The sequence below is a fragment of the Enterococcus sp. AZ048 genome (genome assembly GCF_051715125.1).
GTDB lineage: Bacteria > Bacillota > Bacilli > Lactobacillales > Enterococcaceae > Enterococcus_A > Enterococcus_A gilvus.
The window spans coordinates 89177-106887 of the sequence record NZ_JBIOTD010000002.1 but is presented as its reverse complement, the minus strand read 5'-3'; the positions used below and the strand labels follow the sequence as shown (position 1 = coordinate 106887).

The window sequence follows — 17711 nt, the reverse complement described above, 5'->3', positions numbered from 1 at the left end:
CTTCCCTTTTTAATTGTAGTGTACCGTGAAACAATTACACCAGCAAGCGAAGTCAAAGAAATCTAATTTAATTGTTTGAAGAAATCTCGTAATTCCGCTTTTCGTCGTTCACTCAGCTCACGTTTGGGAATATCCTGGATGGCACCTTCTAATCCGTACAACAGATGTAAACACGCACCGTCATCTACCAAATGACGGATCTTCAGAAACGCACCCTCTGTTCCCAAATCCCGTAACTGCTCCGGTTCAACGATCCCTACTTGTGCTAATTTTTCTTCATTTACCACACCAATATTTTTCATTTCTGAGATTCTCATTGCTTACTCCTTTTAGATATATTATACCTTAGAATGTAAGCGGAAACGACCGCTTTCATAAAAAAGTGCTGCGAAGATTTTTATTTGCGGTATCATTGGAATCATAATTTATAAAATCCTCGTATTTTTTTGCTCGCTGTGCTTCTCTTTACATAGGTTTTTATTATTTTTCAAACTTTTTTATCCACTCATTTTTAATACTTCTTCTCTTTCAAATAAGAAGAAAATATAACTGGTGTTCTTTTTTGCAAAGTATTTTTAAAGATTTTTTTAGGTTAAAACTTTATTTTTTGTCTTTTATTAGGTTATTATTTGTACTATATGATATTTTAATTTATCATATAAAGAAGTGAGCTTAATTATTAACAAATGGAAATGGAGGCGTTTTTTCATGCTGGGGATGGATAGAAATACTTTATTAAAGATTCAGATCATTGAGATATTAGACGGTCTCCAAGCGCCGATTTCTCTAAAAGAACTACAGGAGAAGATCGGATACGCAAGTCTTGGTACGATTCGTATGAACTGCAAAGAGCTGCAGATTATCATTGATCAGCTTTATACGGAGGAAGACTATTCGTTAAAACTTCGCATGAACAATGGGCGCGGTATCCAACTGGATCGCTCCTCGACGAATCTCCAAACATTGACGAGTTATCTTTACCAGCATGATCTTGCATGTGAGATCATTCGTACGATACTGGTTAAACGAAAAATCTCAGCTATTCAATTTTGTATGGATAAAAATATCAGTGAATCCAAGCTGAGACGAAAAATAAAAGAAATCAATCAAGAATTGAAGGACTCGGACCTTTATATCTCTTGTTCTGCGAAAATTAGTCTCAAGGGACGGGAAGTCGATATCCGTCGTTTTTATTATGTTTTCGTTCGAGGACTTTATCATCAATTTACGCAAGTTGCAGGGATAAACACGGACAGCTATTTACAATTGGCCGATCAAATCGAAGACTACCTAAAGATCAAAAACAATCCGACGAACTTGGAAATGATCAGTTTTTGGTTATTGATCACAAATCAATCCCTCATTAAAAAAAGCCCGCTTGTCTTCAATGCTACTGAGGTAGAGCAATTGAATCGCTTCAAATACCCGAAGAAACCTGATTTTTTGAAGATGTGGGACAATGATGAGTGGCGCTTCTTTTTATATGCGATTTATAGTTCTCTGTTGAATGATTTCGAGTTGCAACCGAAGAACGCTTCCAAAGAACGATTTTTCACTGAGGCGACGGCCTGCTGGATCGATGCCTTCTCTACGCATTTCCGTTCGTTGAACTTGAAGGAGCAAAAAAGTGTCGGACGAAAGCTGAGACAGCATTATTCAGCCTTCTCTTTTTTCAGGCTGAACCTTCCTCTCGTTACACAGCTTAGTATCAATGTGGGATTGACCCGTGTGGAAACACAATTTCCTTATTATTACCGTCGCTTCCAAGCGTTTTGGCAAGACTTCACTCGGAAAATGCCAGAATACGACCGCCCACAGTTGCAAATGTACACGATCCTTACTTGTATGACCCTGTACCCGCTTGAAAATTGTCTGCCGAAAATATCGGTCTATGTCTTTTCAGAGCTGAGTGAACTTTTTGCCAGCTTTATCCAGCAAAAGATCGACCTGCATTTTAAAAATCAATACCATTTAGATTTTGTTGAAGCGCCTCAAGAGGCCCAGTTAATCATCGGGACTTCTCCTACCTGCAACAATTTCTTGTTGGAAAATCAAAAATCTGTCGTGATCCGATCGAACGTTTCACCAGCAGATTACCATGATATTGAGCAGATTCTTGATTCTCTTGTAAAAAAGGATCTGGAAAACAATCAAATCGAATTAAATTAGCTTGTGAAGCTGACCAAAAACAGGTATTGTAGTATTTATCACAAAGAAAGAGGAGGCCGCTATGGTTTACGTTAGTGAGATGCATACTACCCCGCCGACTGAATTTGGTTCGGAATTAGAAGAAAAAACCTATGACACATTAGCAAAGTTGGAGATTCCTTTTTACCAAGTCGCTACTGGAGAAGCCTTGACGATGGAGGACTGCATTGACATCGATGATCGCTTAGGTGTTGAAGTGGTAAAGACGATTTTTTTATGCAATCAAAAGAAAACGAAATTTTACCTATACATCACGCCGGCTGATTTCAAATTTGTCACCAAGGACTTTGGCAAAAAAATGGAGATTCCTCGCGTTTCCTTTGCCTCTGCTGATTTGTTGAAGGAACGCTTAGGTGTGATTCCTGGTGCGGCGACGATCTTTGGACTTCTTAAAGATCCCGATCATGAGATTCAATTAGTGTTCGATCAATCGGTCTCTGAACGGGAATGGTACGCCTGCAGTTCTGGCTCTGTTACAAATTATATGAAACTTCGAATGACCGATGTGTTTGATAAATTCTTGCCTTACACAGGTCACGAAGCTATTTTTATCAATTAAAAAAGTGTTAGGAGACCCCTCTCCTAACACTTTTTTTGGACGATTTTTTGAGAAAGCCACTCAAAAAACGGTTTCTTTCCTTTTTTTGAAACACTTTTTTCCCCCGACCCTAATGGATCACACGTGCGAGGTGCTTAACATCTTACAGTCACACAGCCGATTTCTTTCATCGGACCAGTGATCTCTTTTCCGCAATCTGTGCCGACAGCTTGAATTGCGAAGTAGTAAGTCCCTCTAGATAAGCAGACCTTGCTCAATGTGTAATCCAAGTAATAACCTTTTCCAAAAGCGCCATTCATATATTTGGCATAGCGAACATCGATGGTCGTGTAAGCAGAGCCATATCCTCCGCTAGCGGTTCTTCGATAAACGCGAACTTTCGAATAATCTAACGTACTAGGATTTTGCGTACCTAAGAAAATCTGTGCGCCATAATAGCGTGTTGGAATACAGCCGCACACTAAATAATTTTTGATGCAGCCTTTTAATCCAGTACCGATTTCCTTTTTCTTCAATGTGGTTGCACAGCTTGGGCCCCATTGAGGACTTACCCAGCTGCTCCATTGACCATAGTTTGCTTTCACCCAGTAGTAATAGGTCGTGCATTGGTTCAAGCAATCGTCTAGGTAAGACATTTCTGAACCGTCTTGCTTGCCATTCACTGTGATCGCTGTTGCATTGTTGATATTGTTCGTTGTACTGCGATACAGTGTATAGCTTGTTGCATAGCGAGTAGACCCATTGTCACTCTTCGTATTTGTCCAAGTTACTTTGATCGCTCTCTCAGAGACAGCAGAAGCTTTGATACTTGGATTCAGCGTCTTTCCGCAAACGGTGAATTTACCGATATTTGAGCTAGATACTGTTTCGATCGTATACGGACATGTCTTCGGACGTCTTACCATGACTTTGTAGCAATAAGTTGTGTTGTGGTCTAATTTGATGTCATTATAGGTCGTTTGTCCTTTTACTGTAGCGATCTCTTTGAAGTTTCCAGAGTTGTAATCGTTACACTTGTTGACTGCCCGATAGATCTTGTATTCCGCATCGCTGCCTTTTGATTCCCAGCTAAGCTTCAGCCAATGATGCTGTGTTTCACTCACACAAACATTTTTAACTGCATCCCATTTTTCTTTGTAGTTGTTTTCATTACAGTGTTTCCCGCTGTGGTTTTTATCACAGTGCTCGCCATGCTTCCAATTATGGTTGCAGTCTTTGCCGCTATGCTTTTCGTCACAATCAGGTTTGTGTTTCCAGTTGTTCGTGTTGCAGTCTTTCCCACTGTGATTTTTGTCGCAGTCAGGTTTATGTTTCCAGTTGTTCGTGTTGCAGTCCTTCCCGCTGTGATTTTTGTCGCAGTCAGGTTTGTGTTTCCAATTGTTCGTGTTGCACTCTTTCCCACTGTGATTTTTGTCGCAGTCAGGTTTATGTTTCCAGTTGTTTTCGTTACAGTTTTTCCCGCTGTGGTTTTTGTCGCAGTCGGGTTTGTGTTTCCAATTGTTTTCGTTACAGTTTTTCCCGCCGTGATTTTTGTCGCAGTGATCGCCATGTTTCCAGTTGTTTGAATTGCATTTGCGGTATTTACTATGGTTTCTATCACAATGTGAATCATGCTTGTTATAACTGTTGCAGCCACTTCCACTATGCTTTGTATCGCATCCTGTTTTATGCTTGAACGATCCAAAGATACGGCTGCTAGCGTCTTCTTCTGCTTCTTCAGATTCGGCGATCTCAACTTGCGGTGCTTCCGCAGCAGCATCGATTCCCTCTTCATTTTCTTTTTTAGCAACGTCCTGGTTGGCGATTGGTCCAGCAGCATCTGCTTCTTTCCCATCAACGACCGCTGCTACTTTATAGTAGTAAAGATAATCCGATTTGATCGTGCCTGCTACCTTCAACGTCATATAATCGTCTACGGTAAAGGTCTTATCACTTTTCAATGAAGCAATTTTTTCAAATTCACCGTCTTGTTCTTCCCCACGATAGACGTTGTAGCTTTCTGCATCCGCAACCTTATCAAATTGAATAGTTGTCCAATTTTGTTCATTGTTGTATTTGACCGTCAGATTTTCCGGCTTGTCGCTATCTGCCGCAAAAACTTCCGCTGGTATCCCCAATGAAGATACCGTCATGATCAGTAACGTTACCAACGACATGATCCCTTTAAACTTTTTCATTAGTCTCTTCTTTTTCATTTCGCTCTCCTTTTCTGCTCTTACCCAAGTGCAAAAAGTGCACAACAAATAACCCTACCCTAACTATAGTGACTACTACCTTAGAAAAGCAGCAGTCTATTTTTTAAGAGATTGTTTTTGGCCAAAAACAGAAGTAGAATCCCATGTACCACCCCCCATCAAGTAAACATACCACCACGTATGTTTAGGTTAGAGGATTCCTCTCTCAACTTTCCCCGCCTCTTAGAATGTGATTCTTCGGGGTATTTTCCTCTTGGCATAAATATAACAATTATTGTAATATATTTCTATAATCCCTCAAAAATCAAAAATATTCTTTGAATTATGATGAAAAGTTTTTCCTACATCCCATATATTTAATAATATATTTAATTAATTGGTTGGCTGAGGGCATTCAATTACTGGGAGTAACTCGCTTTTTTGAGAAAGTTGTCTTTTAAGAACAATCGATCGCTAAAAAAAAAGACCCTCAAAAAAATTGATGGCCTTTATCATATAATTATTATTTTTAATTAAGTATATCTTGTAAAACTAAAAGAATTCTTCCTATTCTTTTCGATTGATCGAAACGATCTTTTGCTGCAAGCGATCGTAGACAACAACGAATTCTGAAACTTTTTTCTCGGACGTCGGTACTCGGAAGTAGTAATCCGACTGGCCGTCTGTTGGCGTGTTTGTATGGTAAAAACCGGAAAGGTAGGCGTGTGTAAGGTCCCCACGGGTATCCTTGAATAGTTCAAAGAAGCCGCTTGGATCATTCACAGAGATACTTTTCTCTAATGCCTTAAATTCTATTTGGTCCTTGTTCATTCCTGCTTTTTGCATTTGTCGATACAACTGCGTATCTGTTCCCTTACGGACTATTTCCGTCCATGCTGTCTCAAAGTCTGCGGATTTATCAAGGTACGTATCATCCTTTGTGATGACAGACTTCATATCACTGCCGTCTTCTGCGGTCAGCTCCGACAGTTCTTTATCATTGAAACGCAGTCTCACCGTATAATCATGGCGCGTCCCGTTTGTATCGGTAAAGCTCCAAACCTGCCGCTGGGTCATCATGGGCTGGTCATCGATCAGTCGTTGACCAAAGCCAATCAAGCTGACACTCACAAAGCCGCTCTCTTCAGAGCTTACCATCGGATAAATCTTGCGGTAAAGATCAAAGATGTTTTTGCCATCCTTCGCCGACCCGTAAATTTTTTCGATCGTGCTTGCCATTGCCTGTGAACTAGAGAAGCTGCTTGCATCCTCAAAGGCTGTATTCAGTGCATCCACTTTTTTTGTTTGTTCTTCTACTAACGTTTGATCATTGATATCTTTTAATGCCAGAGTTTTAAGTTTTGGCAATTCTTCTTTTTTCTGTGCTTTGTCGTCGCTTGCGAACACGCTGAAGGGAATCGTGAATTGTGGGAAATTTCCGCTCAATACGATACCAAAAATGCCGACAAACAACGCTGCCAGGACACCCCAAAAGATCAACCATTTTTTTGCTGTGTTCATAGGTCACCTCGTCTCCTCCTTATTGTGGCGACTAATCGCAAAAGCGTCAAGTATTTCTAGTGAATAACTGCCTATTTTTATGAAATTATCTAAAATTTTCCTTGCAAAAATAGGATTATGATAGTTATTCTTGTCAATTTCTATTACACTAGAAGAAATGATTTATAAGGATAGGCGGATATGGCAAACAGACAAGAACGGCATCAAAAAAAACAAGAACTCAAAAAGAAACCTACACGAAACAAGCCTTCACGGATCAAGCTGGCGAAATCTACTAAGATTTCATTAGGCATACTTACCGTGATGCTTTTAATGCTCCTCGCAGGAACGGTGTTCTTTTTCCAAAAGTATGGCAAAGAAGTGACCGCAGCGATCGACGCAGGTGAAGAGCATGCGGCGAAAATTCAAGAAAGCGACTTTAAGCAATACCACCCCACCACGATTCTCGATAAAAACGGGCAAGTCATCAAAGAGTTAAAAACGCAGGAGCGGGACTATTTAACGTATAAAAAAATGGACCCCCTTGTTTCCCAGGCGTTGATGTCGATTGAAGACAAGCGCTTCTACGAACATCATGGTGTCGATACGCAAGGGCTTTTGACGATTGCATTGAATGCTGCTACAGGTCGCGGCGTCCGTGGGGCTTCTACGATTACCCAGCAATTAGTCAAAAATATTTATTTGACTCCTGAAGTGTCTATTTCTCGAAAAATCGAAGAAATGGTCATGGCTCAAGCCCTGGAAAAAAGATTTACAAAACACCAAATTTTAGAATATTACTTAAACAACGTGTACTTTGGTCATGGTGCCTATGGGATCAACGCGGCGGCGAAGGTCTATTTCGGAAAATCCATCAATGACACCAGTCTTTTAGAAAAAGCAACACTGGTAGGGATTACGAACAATCCAGGGATTTTTGACCCTACGACCAATAAGGAAAATGCCTTAAAGCGTGCCAAGCTGATTTTAAAACAGATGAACGCGCAGGGCTATATCACGAAAGAGCAATATGAAAAAGCGAAATCAGACGATATCTCCGCGAAGATTCATAGTAACGCCCTGAACAATCAGCTAGACAATAATGAAGTGGCTTTAGCCGTTGATTCAGCCACGAAGATTCTAATGGGGCAACAGGACTTCCGCTTCCAGTATCAATTTGACTCAAAGGAAGAAGAAGATCGCTACAACGAAGAATACAAGACGGCGTATAACAAAGTGTATCAGCGAATCCTTTCCGGAGGCTATCAAATCAGCACGAACATTGATACGGGGCTTCATGATCAACTGCAAGGAATCGTCAGCAACGTCATGAACGCTTGGCAAGACCGTGGAGAAAATGATTTCTTTACGAAGCAGGCGGCGATGACAGTCATTGACAATCAGACAGGCGATGTCGTCGCAAGTATCGGCGGGCGCGGCGAAGAGGGCAACCACTACAATCGGGCCTTTCTCTCCTTCCGACAACCTGGATCAGCGATCAAGCCACTAGTCTCTTATGCGCCTGCGTATGAGCGCGGTTTGCTTGAGACAAATGCCGTTTCAGATGATCGACCAAACGACACGTATCCAAACAATATTTACAATGGCTCTAAGGGAAACTTGACCTTAAGAAATGCCTTAGCGATATCTTCAAACGTCGTTGCGTACAAATTAGCGGAAGAAAATCGGGCAGAATTAAAAGAGCCTGTCTATCAGCCATTAGCGCAAATGCAATTTACCGGACTTGATGTCCAAGACGATAACCCGATCATCGCTGTCGGCGGGATGACCTATGGTGCCACCACACAGGAAATGGCGAGTGGAATCGCTACTTTAGTTAATCAAGGGAATTACCGCGCACCATTAAACATCCAAACGATCAAGCGAAAAGACAATGGACAAGAGATCTTCGCGCAAAACGATCTTGCGCAACAAAAGGTGTACAGCGACGATGCTGCCTATTTGACCATCGATACGATGAAAGCTGTCCATCAAGACCCCGACGGTACGGCAAACGGTCTGGCCTTGGCCCACAATCAAAATTGGGCGGTCAAGACCGGGACGACAGATGAAGCAAAGGATTTATGGACGGTCGGCGCCACCCCGTATTACACCGTAGCTGTTTGGGCCGGCGATGACACGCCGCAACCACAGGACAACAGCAGCGTGGGACAGGCAACGAAGGAAATTTTCAAACAAACGATGGATCTTTTAAATAATGGCAAAGAAGACGTTGATTTCCAAATGCCCTCTTCCGTGCAAAAAGTCGGCAACCAATTGGTGACTCGTTCCAGTCAAACCAAGCAAGTCTTAGCAACACGTAAGAATGCGTTGCAGACTTCGACAGCGAACATCGATACCTTGGCGAAACAAAAAGCCAACGAATTAACGGCGGCGAAGTTGAATACGCCAATGGTTGAAGAAGCTTCAACCTTCAGCAATCAATTGATTTCTGAACGAATCGATACGTTGAGTCAATTCGAGATCATCGTCACAGACAGTCAGGACAATTGGCAGACCTTCGATCAGTATGCACAACAAGTCTTTGCTCTGGTCCAACAGGTTGAGCCATCGGGCGGTTCCCTTTCGGACCAATACACCAATGTCTACCGCAACAAAGAAGCAGAGTACGCCCATGAAAAAGCCGCACGAGACTCTGAACTGAATACGGTCAAAGACCAAATTCAAGACACAAAGAACCAAAGCAAAGACTTAGACAAACGAATCAATGATTTGAAAAAACAAGTCGAGCAAGCAGAAAAAGACTAAAAAAACAGTCGCCGATTCGGCGGCTGTTTTTCTAGTTTAGTGACATGAGATAGACAAATTGCGGATATTAAACTCCTTTAAAGCAGCCGCCATCCCATTCACTATATGAGAAAAAAAACTATCAGACATGCACTTATTTTGATAAGCAGCGGAACAATCAGCCTTCCTGTCTTCACGTAAGCGAGACCTAGAATACCATTCACTAGTAAATATAAGAGTCCGCAGATGAAGGTTTCTGGCTGCAATAAAATGCTGTACAAGATACTCGATACCCATACACCTAAAAACGCGTGATCCTTGAAAACCAACCCAATAATTCCTCCTCGGAAAACAACTTCTTCCATAATTGGACTAAGGATAAACGTAAAAAGTACAATGATCACTAGCGGAACTGTAGATAGAACCTGCGTGTCTAATGGATTTAACGCTTTTTCAATAATGACTTTGTGATCGATAAGGACGGATTCCAACACGGAGAGAATAAGTAGAGAAATCGTGGCTGTTAAAATGATTTGAATATTTCTCTTGGTCAAAAATTTCAAATCAAAAAAGAACAAATCTAAACTTTGAGAAAGCCGTAGGAGTATAAATGAGGCAAATAAGCAAAACAGACAGAGTGCAAAACTATCAATTGTCGTAAAACTATGATCGTTGTTTCTTTGGGCGATCACTAAAAACATGGAGAACATCGCCGAAAAAAATACGACCAAACCGCCTAATCCTATACAAATCATCACATTCCATAATTTATCGACTGTTTGATTTTTCATGGCTCCTCTCACTCCCTTTTCTTTTATTGTACCGTGCAAACACACGCAAAAAATCCCGATTCCTTGGAAAATATACCAAGAAATCGGGATTTTAATTACTTCCTGTCTCTTATAACCATTACAGAATCAGTCCTATTATTCCAATCAGGTTATTCAGTAAGTGAATAGCGATAGGAACACTGAGTTGATTTGTTTTGAGATAAGCATAGCCAACAATCAATGAGAAGCCGCCATAAATGAGCCAACTATATATTTCTGTAGGATTATGCAATGCAGTAAAAATAATACTTGAAAGAAGTAATCCAAGGAATTGATGCTCTTTGAAAACAAATCCAATGATTCCCCCTCGAAAAACTGCTTCTTCCATGACTGGCGTGCAAATAGCATAAATAAATAGGATCACAATCATAGATAATCCATTGAATCCCCGACTAAGCATCTGATCGTTTGCCGTGCTTCCCATTCCCTTTTGTAACATTAAATATGAACAGAGTAATACAAGCAAACGATAGAGCACTAAACCAATTAAAATAATCGTCAAGGTTTTAGCAGAAGGAAAACTAAATTTAAGCGTACTGACATTCAGCTTTTTTAAAGCCACCAATAGCACACTTACACAAATAACAGCTAAAAGGCAGCACAAGAGTTCAGCAACAATTTTACCTATGCCTCCATCAATCGTTTGAATAGCTGTCACACTCATATTTAGAAGTATATTCAAAACCACAAAAAGGATACCTAAACCTGATCCTATAATTGCCTTCCAAACACGCTCGATCGTCGAATCATCCACTGCTTTCTCCCGCTTTCTTTTCTCTTATTATACTGCTTTACTCTGCAACTGTGATTATCCTTTTAATAGAAAAACAACTCATCTTCCCCTAACTAAAGAGAAAATGAGTTGCCCTTTTTACATCTGTACTTTCGTTCCGCTGTTGCCTTTCACGGCTTCTGATGCTTGTTCTAAAGAAGCGATGATGGCTTGACGGCCTGCTTTTGATTCAGCGAAGTCGATCGCCGCTTCGACTTTTGGCAGCATACTGCCCGGAGCGAATTGGTCTTCGCTAATGTATTGCTGCATGTCAGCGACAGTCGTTGTTTCCAACGCCTTTTGATCAGGTTTGCCGAAGTTGACGAAGACATGGTCGACAGCTGTTAATATAATGAAGACATCTGCGTCGATCAGCGCAGCCATTTTAGCTGCGGCAAAATCTTTATCGATGACGGCGTCGACGCCTTTGTAGCGTGAGCCTTCATAGATAACCGGAATACCTCCTCCACCACAGGCGATGACGACTTGCCCCGCATCGACTAAGGTTTTTAAACTGATTTTTTCGTAGATATCTACTGGTTTTGGTGATGGAACGACCCGCCGCCAGCCGCGTCCTGCGTCTTCCACATACACGTCGTCTGTTTCATCCATCAGTTTTTTGGCTTCTTCTTCCGTGTAATACCCGCCGATGGGTTTTGTTGGATTTGAGAAGGCTGGATCTTTCGGATCAACAACAACTTGTGTCAGCATCGAAACGACTGGAATGTCTTCCATTCCGCGGGAAACCAATTCTTCATCAATGGCTTGCTGCAAATGATAGCCAATGTAGCCTTGGCTCATCGCTGTACATTCTGGGAACGGCATCGTATCTTCCGCCGTCTTGCTGGTTTCTTCGAAGGCCAGACGGATTTTTCCGACTTGCGGGCCATTGCCGTGAGCGATCACGACATGGTGTCCGGCTGTAATGAGATCCGCGATGGATTTCGCTGCTAATTCTGCTTTTGTTAATTGTTCATTGGCAGAATTTCCTAACGCATTTCCGCCTAAAGCGATTACGATTTTTGACATGAGGGTCTCCTATCTTTGTGGTTGTTGTTGCGTGATGCAGTGGATGTTTCCGCCGCCGTACACGATTTCTACTGTATTTACGCCCACAATTTCTTTATCTGGGAAGATCATTTCTAATTGTTCTAAAGCTAACGCATCGTTCTTGTCACCGTATTGAGGCACGATCACGCCGTTATTGGTAATCAAGAAGTTCATGTATGACGCGATACAGATATCGCCGTCTTCACGCGGCATTGTTCCTTCCACGTAATCGATCTTGAAATTGCCGTCGATCGTCACATTTTCGATTGGGCAGCAGATCTTATGCACTTTTAGCTTGCGGCCTTTTGCGTCTGTCATTTCATTCAGACGTTTGTATGCATCTTGTGCTGCTTCATAGAATGGGCTGTTTTCATCTTCCGTATAGATACATGCGACTTCTCCTGGACGAACGAAGCACGCCACGTCATCTACGTGTCCATTGGTTTCTTCTGGATCGATTCCGTCGCCTAACCAAAGAACTTTTTCACAGTTCAAATAGTCGCATAATTTTTCTTCGATTTCCTCTTTCGTCATGTGAGGATTGCGCCCTTCACTTAACAAACACATTTCAGTCGTCAAGACAGTCCCTTCGCCATCCACGTGGAAAGAACCACCTTCTAAAATGAACTCATCTGTGCGGTAGGAATCGACGTGTTCGATCTCGCAGATTTTTTGTGCGATCAAATCGTCTTGGTCCCATGGGAAGTACAACCCATCGACAAGTCCGCCCCAAGCATTGAAGCCCCAGTCATTCCCGCGCAATTCGCCTTTGCCGTTGATCACGAAGCTCGGCCCGCAGTCACGAATCCATGCATCGTTGTTAGACATTTCGTAAACCGTGATGTCCTCTGGTAATTGACGACGGCAGTTCTGGAATTGCTGCTGCGAAACGACCACGTTCATTGGTGTAAATTTGCTGACTGCTTTCGCTACTTCCGTGAAGGCTTCTTGAGCCGGTTTTCCTCCGTCGCGCCAGTTATCTGGACGTTCTGGCCAAATCATCCAAACCTTTTCCTGTGGTTCGTACTCGCCGGGCATTCTAAACCCGTCTTGCTTCGGTGTTGTCTTTTCGATTCTCTTCGCCATGATAAATTACTCCTTCTTTTTTGATTTTTTTCACCCATATGATCGCTTCACCGAAAATGGTAAAGGCGATTGCTCCGATCGTGATCGGAAGTTGTTGGCTCAATGTTTCTGGATCAAATTGCAATGGCAAGGCAGTAAAGATCAGCGAAATCACGATCATGATCATTGGCAATGCCACTAGAAGCTTCAATACGCCGTCGCTGCCGCCGACTCTGAATGGTCGCGGTGTGTCTGGATCGATTTGGCGTAATTTGTAGAATGCAGGGAATACTGGAACATAAGACATCAAGAACATTACAAGGTTTAATGAGAAGAACGCCCAGAATAGGTCTTGATTTGGTAAGATCGGTGCAATAACGACTACCACAGTTGCAACGATCCCGTTCATGATAGCTGCGCCGATCGGCATTTCGTCTTTCCCGCCGCGTTTTGCAAAAATTTTCGGCATATCGCCGTTTTCTGCTGCGTAGCAAGCGGTATTGTTTACACCTAATGACCAAGAGATCATGTTGCCGAACAACGTCAGCAAGAATAAGAAGGCCATCGCGATGATGAACCAGCCGCCAGTCGAACCTGTCAATAGCTTGAAGCTGTCCATCAAACCGCTGCCGGTACTGATTTGATCGGTTGGAATCGCCACCCCGATCCCGAATGCAGAGAAAATGTAGATTGCTGCGATCACTAGACCGCCGGCAATAATGGATTGCGGAATTTGTTTCTTTGGATTTTCCATATCGTCTGCAAAGGTACAAATAACTTCGAACCCAAGTAAATTAAAGATGATTACTGAAATAAAGGATAAACTGTTCAAGTCAAAGCTTGGCAGCATTGAAGACAAAGTAAATTCATTCGCTGCGCCTTTTGTCACAAACGTATAGAGTCCTAATGCACCAATCAAAATCGCTAAAAGCATTTTAATGACTGCTGCCCCATTTAAGATCCACACACTGTCCGCGACTGGGTAAAAACTGATCCACACGATCACCCAAATAAAGACCAGTTCGATCAGAATTGCCGCGATCGTTGGAAACTCAATGCCCGTGATCGTTGTTAATAAATCTGGACAAACCACCGCTAAAGAAGCCAGCCATAATGGATAATTGATCCAATAATACCAAGACACGCGTGAACCCCAGCGGTGACCAAATGCTTGCGTCACCCAATCGTAGATCCCGCCGTCGCCAATATAGGTCGTTCCTAATTCTGACGAAATCAACCCGTATGGCAAAAGGAACGCGATCAGTAAGAAGATCCACCAAAAAAACTGTGAATTCCCGATTGCTGCCACTGGCGCTGCCGCCTCCGCTACGAATACGACACAGATAACGGATAAGATTGCACTCATCAAACTAAATTTTTTCTTTTTTTCTCCCATTGTTTTCTTCCTTTCCGGTACAAGGGAAACGGGGATTGAGGATTTCCTCAATCCCCGAATGGAAATAATCCTGATGAATTTACTGAATGCCGCAGATCATTTCCGTCCTCACCTTTTGGGTCTATAATGCTTTGCCTAAGAAGACTTCCAAATCTGCTTTTGCTTCTGCTTGTTTCTTTTCATCAGTTGGGTTCTTTTCTGCATAATCGTGCATCAAGTAAACCAGCAAGCCGCGGATCGATGTCAACCGGTTTTCTGCTTCATCGAAACAGATCGAGTTTGGTCCGTCCATCACTTCATCTGTCACTTCTTCGCCACGAGTTGCAGGCAAGCAATGCATGAATTTCGCATTTTCGCCAGCACGTTTCATCAATTCATCGTTTACTTGGTATTTCGGATAGAATGTGCTCATCCGTTCTTCTTCAGATAATTCTGCTTCATACAATCCGTACCAAACGTCTGTGTATACATAATCGGAGCCTTCGATAGATTCGATCTCATCAGATACAGTGTATGATCCGCCTGATTCTTTACAGATCGCATCTAATCGTTCACGGTGGTCTTCATTCAATTGGAAGCCTTTAGGACCGAATTGTACAAATTCCATGCCCATTTTTGTTGCTACTAAGCCTAATGAGAAACATACTTGTGTCGCATCGCCAATGAAGGATACTTTGCAGTCTTCAATTTTCTTGCCTTCAGGTAAATGTTCGATCATTGTACATAAGTCGCCTAATTCTTGTGTTGGATGGTTGAAATCAGACATCCCATTAATAACTGGGATCGTTGCATTATTTGCTAAGTCGTACACGCTGTGATGACGTTCTACCCGTGCCATCAAGATATCGACTAAGCGAGACAATACGCGGCTCGTATCTTCAATCGTTTCATGCCCACCTAATTGGATTTGGCCTGGTGCCAAGTATTCTGCGTGTCCACCTAATTGTGTCATCGCTGTTTCAAATGAAACCCGTGTTCTAGTAGAAGATTGTTGGAAGATCATACCCAATACTTTATTTTTTAATAATGGCGGATAATAACCGTTTTTAATAGAAGCTTTGATTTTCAAAGATAAATCGACGATGTATTGAATTTCCTCCTTCGTGTAATTTTCTGTTGTAATGAAATCTCTTTTTGCCATGTTGACGCCTCCTAAGTAATTTGTTTGCTTTTGCTCCTTCAATTTACTGATAAATAAGCAAGTTTACGATAAGCCAAAGGATGTAAACGCTAACATTTTGAAAAATAGACATTTTCATGCGGTTTATTTTTAGGTATAAACCTTTTATTTTACAAGGGTTTAGAAAAGTTTAGAAAAAAGTTTAGCGATTTTAGGAGCGAAGACGGAATAAATGGTGTTATACTTAGAAAGAAAAAAGGAGTCTAATAATTCTTTAATGAAAGGGGATTCAATATGATTGCTATCTTCGTTTACAATATACTTTTGATCATTCTATATTCCATCACTATGGCTTTCGCAATAAATTCCTATCTAAAAGAAAAAAACAAAGTGTTTTTACTGATTAGTTTCTATCTGGCCTTTTTTATTTTTGACAACGTCATTATTTATATGACCGAATTCATCAATTCCTTTGCGCAAAGCTATGACCAATCGTTTATGAGCGGTCCTGCCATCAAAACGATCATTTTTATGGGGAATGCCTTCTTTTCGATCTCCATCATCGCCGATCTGCGAAACGAAAAGCTCAAAGCTCCCCACTATGGCCTGCTGATCGCTTTGGCTGTTTGGATGATCACAGTTCCTTTAATGGCCAACTCTGCATTTAAAGTCTGGCTCTATTATTTGGGCAATCAGCTTTTCCTATTTTATCTCGGTTTTTATTGCTGGCGAGGGACGCGATTGCCGCTTCCCGATTTAAATATCGGGTATTTGAAAAAGTTGTCCATTATCAGTTTTCTTTTTAGTGTCCTGATCGTCATTGAGGACAGCTTCGTGATTTTCAATATTGATCAATACAGCTCTTTAACGACGAAAATTTATAATCGAAGTATTTCAGAGGATATTTTTTCGATCACCGTCTGTCTTCTGCTCTGCCATTATTTCCTAAAGGAACGGCAGCATTCTGAAGAACTCTCCTCAGAAGAACAAGAGGAAGCACTCTTGATTCAACGGTTTTGTCATGCTCACCAATTCACGCAGAGGGAATCTGAAGTCTTCGAGCTTTTACTTTTTCACTGTACGAATCAGGAAATTGCGGACCGCCTGTTCCTCTCTTTAGGAACCGTAAAGACCCATGTCCATAACATCTTCATAAAACTCGACATTAAGAAACGAACGCAGATCTTTCCTCTTTTTGAAGAATACCAACAAGCCGCCAATCAAAAGATGACGCTAAAAAAGAGCAACGATTTCTCTTAGAAGAAATCGTTGCTCTTTTAATCGTCTTCAGGTTGACGTTGTTCAGAGGACGAGCTTGATGAACTGCTGTAGCTGGAACTTGATGAACCGGAGGAACGAGACGTATCCGATTCGCGAGAACGTGAATCCTCTTCAGATTTTTTACGCGAAGAATCGTCTTTGCGACTGTCGCTGATGGAATCCAAAATGTCTTTGTAAGAATCATAGGTTGATTGCTTTTCTGCCAATGTCTTTTTCAGCTCATTCAGTTCCTTTGTACGATCTGCCAAAGCTTTAGCCTGCCGTTCTTGATAGCTTTTTTCTGCTGCAGCCATCGAGGCGTCACTTTGCTGGATTTGCGAAGCAAAACTCGCATTCTCATTTGCCAATTGATTTTTTACCGGTGTCAGCTTATCTATAAGCTGCTGCTTGAATTTACCGTCCGGCAACACTGCCAACGTTTTGATTCCCGCCAAATAATCCGACAAGGACAAGCTGCTTCCTTTATTAACAAGCGTTGTGACATCATTTTCGGCACTTGAAAAATCCTTCGACTGATTTTCCGCGATCCCTAGGAGCATGCTGATGTCCTGCCCCCAGTCTTTCTCCTTGGCGGAACTTTGGTCCAATTGCTCTTTGATTTTGCTGATCTGCTCCCCATCTGGTTTTTTCAATACAGGATGTGCGGATAGATCCAAACCATTGAGGACACTTTTTTCAAAAAGAGCATTTAATTCTGTTTGGATATAAAAATTTTTCTTTGCTTGATCAATGTCCTCAAGCGTTCTGCTTTCCCCGCGCTGATTTTTTACTTCAGTGGCAAGGTCGTCAAATGCAGATGCTGAAATGTCTGCTTTGAAATAGCCTGATTTTTGATCTTCATAAAGATTGGTCAGACGAGCATTCAGTGTTTTTTTGGTTTCGTTCTCTGATTGAATCACTTTTTCTTGATAGATATGATAGCTGGCAAAACCAACGGCGCCCAACACAACCAGTCCGAGTACCACCCAACCGATTGTTTTCTTATTCAAACCGGCTCCCCCTTCATTC

Annotated in this window: 14 protein-coding genes; 4 read left to right on the top strand and 10 right to left on the bottom strand. The window is 41.8% G+C overall.

Annotation, left to right across the window (positions count from 1 at the left end; all coding sequences use genetic code 11):
* Positions 1 to 62 precede the first annotated feature (62 nt).
* Positions 63 to 317, bottom strand: a complete 255-nt coding sequence (locus IGI66_RS14320; protein ID WP_010778997.1) for a TfoX/Sxy family DNA transformation protein — start codon at positions 315 to 317, stop codon at positions 63 to 65.
* Between the two features lie 391 nt (positions 318 to 708).
* Between IGI66_RS14320 and IGI66_RS14315 the strand changes: the two genes are divergently transcribed.
* Together IGI66_RS14315 and IGI66_RS14310 are read left to right on the top strand one after the other, a co-directional pair.
* Positions 709 to 2169: a helix-turn-helix domain-containing protein gene (locus IGI66_RS14315; RefSeq protein WP_438849345.1), complete on the top strand. Its 1461-nt coding sequence runs from the start codon at positions 709 to 711 to the stop codon at positions 2167 to 2169.
* A gap of 61 nt (positions 2170 to 2230) precedes the next feature.
* Positions 2231 to 2767: a YbaK/EbsC family protein gene (locus IGI66_RS14310; protein WP_010778995.1), complete on the top strand. Its 537-nt coding sequence runs from the start codon at positions 2231 to 2233 to the stop codon at positions 2765 to 2767.
* Between the two features lie 134 nt (positions 2768 to 2901).
* Here IGI66_RS14310 and IGI66_RS14305 read toward each other — a convergent pair whose 3' ends face one another.
* Positions 2902 to 4962 carry a hypothetical protein gene (locus IGI66_RS14305; RefSeq protein ID WP_438849343.1) on the bottom strand — a complete coding sequence of 687 codons (2061 nt, stop codon included), beginning with the start codon at positions 4960 to 4962 and terminating at the stop codon, positions 2902 to 2904.
* A gap of 546 nt (positions 4963 to 5508) precedes the next feature.
* Positions 5509 to 6462, bottom strand: a complete 954-nt coding sequence (locus IGI66_RS14300) for a hypothetical protein (RefSeq protein ID WP_010778993.1) — start codon at positions 6460 to 6462, stop codon at positions 5509 to 5511.
* Between the two features lie 180 nt (positions 6463 to 6642).
* Between IGI66_RS14300 and IGI66_RS14295 the strand changes: the two genes are divergently transcribed.
* Entirely contained in the window at positions 6643 to 9210 is a 2568-nt protein-coding gene (locus IGI66_RS14295) for a transglycosylase domain-containing protein (protein ID WP_316406034.1), read from the top strand.
* A 101-nt stretch (positions 9211 to 9311) separates the two neighbouring features.
* Here IGI66_RS14295 and IGI66_RS14290 read toward each other — a convergent pair whose 3' ends face one another.
* The 6 genes from IGI66_RS14290 to ptcA all read right to left on the bottom strand — a co-directional run bounded on the left by IGI66_RS14290 (position 9312) and on the right by ptcA (position 15443).
* Positions 9312 to 9980 carry a CPBP family intramembrane glutamic endopeptidase gene (locus IGI66_RS14290; RefSeq protein ID WP_438849342.1) on the bottom strand — a complete coding sequence of 223 codons (669 nt, stop codon included), beginning with the start codon at positions 9978 to 9980 and terminating at the stop codon, positions 9312 to 9314.
* A 118-nt stretch (positions 9981 to 10098) separates the two neighbouring features.
* Entirely contained in the window at positions 10099 to 10773 is a 675-nt protein-coding gene (locus IGI66_RS14285) for a lysostaphin resistance A-like protein (protein ID WP_438849341.1), read from the bottom strand.
* Between the two features lie 117 nt (positions 10774 to 10890).
* Positions 10891 to 11820, bottom strand: a complete 930-nt coding sequence (gene arcC, locus IGI66_RS14280; RefSeq protein ID WP_010778990.1) for a carbamate kinase — start codon at positions 11818 to 11820, stop codon at positions 10891 to 10893.
* A gap of 9 nt (positions 11821 to 11829) precedes the next feature.
* Positions 11830 to 12927, bottom strand: coding sequence for an agmatine deiminase (aguA, locus tag IGI66_RS14275; protein ID WP_010778989.1), 1098 nt, complete (start codon positions 12925 to 12927; stop codon positions 11830 to 11832).
* Complete coding sequence (locus IGI66_RS14270; RefSeq protein ID WP_086305181.1) at positions 12881 to 14302, bottom strand: APC family permease; 1422 nt, start codon at positions 14300 to 14302, stop codon at positions 12881 to 12883. Before IGI66_RS14270 ends, aguA begins: the two co-directional genes overlap by 47 nt.
* Positions 14303 to 14423: 121 nt before the next feature.
* Positions 14424 to 15443, bottom strand: a complete 1020-nt coding sequence (ptcA, locus tag IGI66_RS14265; protein ID WP_010778987.1) for a putrescine carbamoyltransferase — start codon at positions 15441 to 15443, stop codon at positions 14424 to 14426.
* 273 nt (positions 15444 to 15716) lie between these two features.
* On the opposite strand from ptcA, the gene IGI66_RS14260 reads away from it, so the two are divergent.
* On the top strand, positions 15717 to 16682 hold the full coding sequence (locus IGI66_RS14260; protein ID WP_314575590.1) for a response regulator transcription factor: 966 nt from the start codon (positions 15717 to 15719) through the stop codon (positions 16680 to 16682).
* 17 nt (positions 16683 to 16699) lie between these two features.
* Here the strand turns inward: IGI66_RS14260 and IGI66_RS14255 are convergent, their stop codons facing one another.
* On the bottom strand, positions 16700 to 17692 hold the full coding sequence (locus IGI66_RS14255; RefSeq protein WP_438849340.1) for a hypothetical protein: 993 nt from the start codon (positions 17690 to 17692) through the stop codon (positions 16700 to 16702).
* Between the last annotated feature and the right edge of the window lie 19 nt (positions 17693 to 17711).

What these genes read in the sequence shown, in the direction of transcription:
- IGI66_RS14305 (WP_438849343.1), bottom strand. Translation starts at nt 4,962, where the DNA reads ATGAAAAAGAAGAGACTAATGAAAAAGTTTAAAGGGATCATGTCGTTG.
- IGI66_RS14270 (WP_086305181.1), bottom strand. Translation starts at nt 14,302, where the DNA reads ATGGGAGAAAAAAAGAAAAAATTTAGTTTGATGAGTGCAATCTTATCC.
- IGI66_RS14295 (WP_316406034.1), top strand. Translation starts at nt 6,643, where the DNA reads ATGGCAAACAGACAAGAACGGCATCAAAAAAAACAAGAACTCAAAAAG.
- IGI66_RS14260 (WP_314575590.1), top strand. Translation starts at nt 15,717, where the DNA reads ATGATTGCTATCTTCGTTTACAATATACTTTTGATCATTCTATATTCC.
- IGI66_RS14315 (WP_438849345.1), top strand. Translation starts at nt 709, where the DNA reads ATGCTGGGGATGGATAGAAATACTTTATTAAAGATTCAGATCATTGAG.
- aguA (WP_010778989.1), bottom strand. Translation starts at nt 12,927, where the DNA reads ATGGCGAAGAGAATCGAAAAGACAACACCGAAGCAAGACGGGTTTAGA.
- IGI66_RS14310 (WP_010778995.1), top strand. Translation starts at nt 2,231, where the DNA reads ATGGTTTACGTTAGTGAGATGCATACTACCCCGCCGACTGAATTTGGT.
- IGI66_RS14320 (WP_010778997.1), bottom strand. Translation starts at nt 317, where the DNA reads ATGAGAATCTCAGAAATGAAAAATATTGGTGTGGTAAATGAAGAAAAA.
- IGI66_RS14300 (WP_010778993.1), bottom strand. Translation starts at nt 6,462, where the DNA reads ATGAACACAGCAAAAAAATGGTTGATCTTTTGGGGTGTCCTGGCAGCG.
- IGI66_RS14290 (WP_438849342.1), bottom strand. Translation starts at nt 9,980, where the DNA reads ATGAAAAATCAAACAGTCGATAAATTATGGAATGTGATGATTTGTATA.
- ptcA (WP_010778987.1), bottom strand. Translation starts at nt 15,443, where the DNA reads ATGGCAAAAAGAGATTTCATTACAACAGAAAATTACACGAAGGAGGAA.
- arcC (WP_010778990.1), bottom strand. Translation starts at nt 11,820, where the DNA reads ATGTCAAAAATCGTAATCGCTTTAGGCGGAAATGCGTTAGGAAATTCT.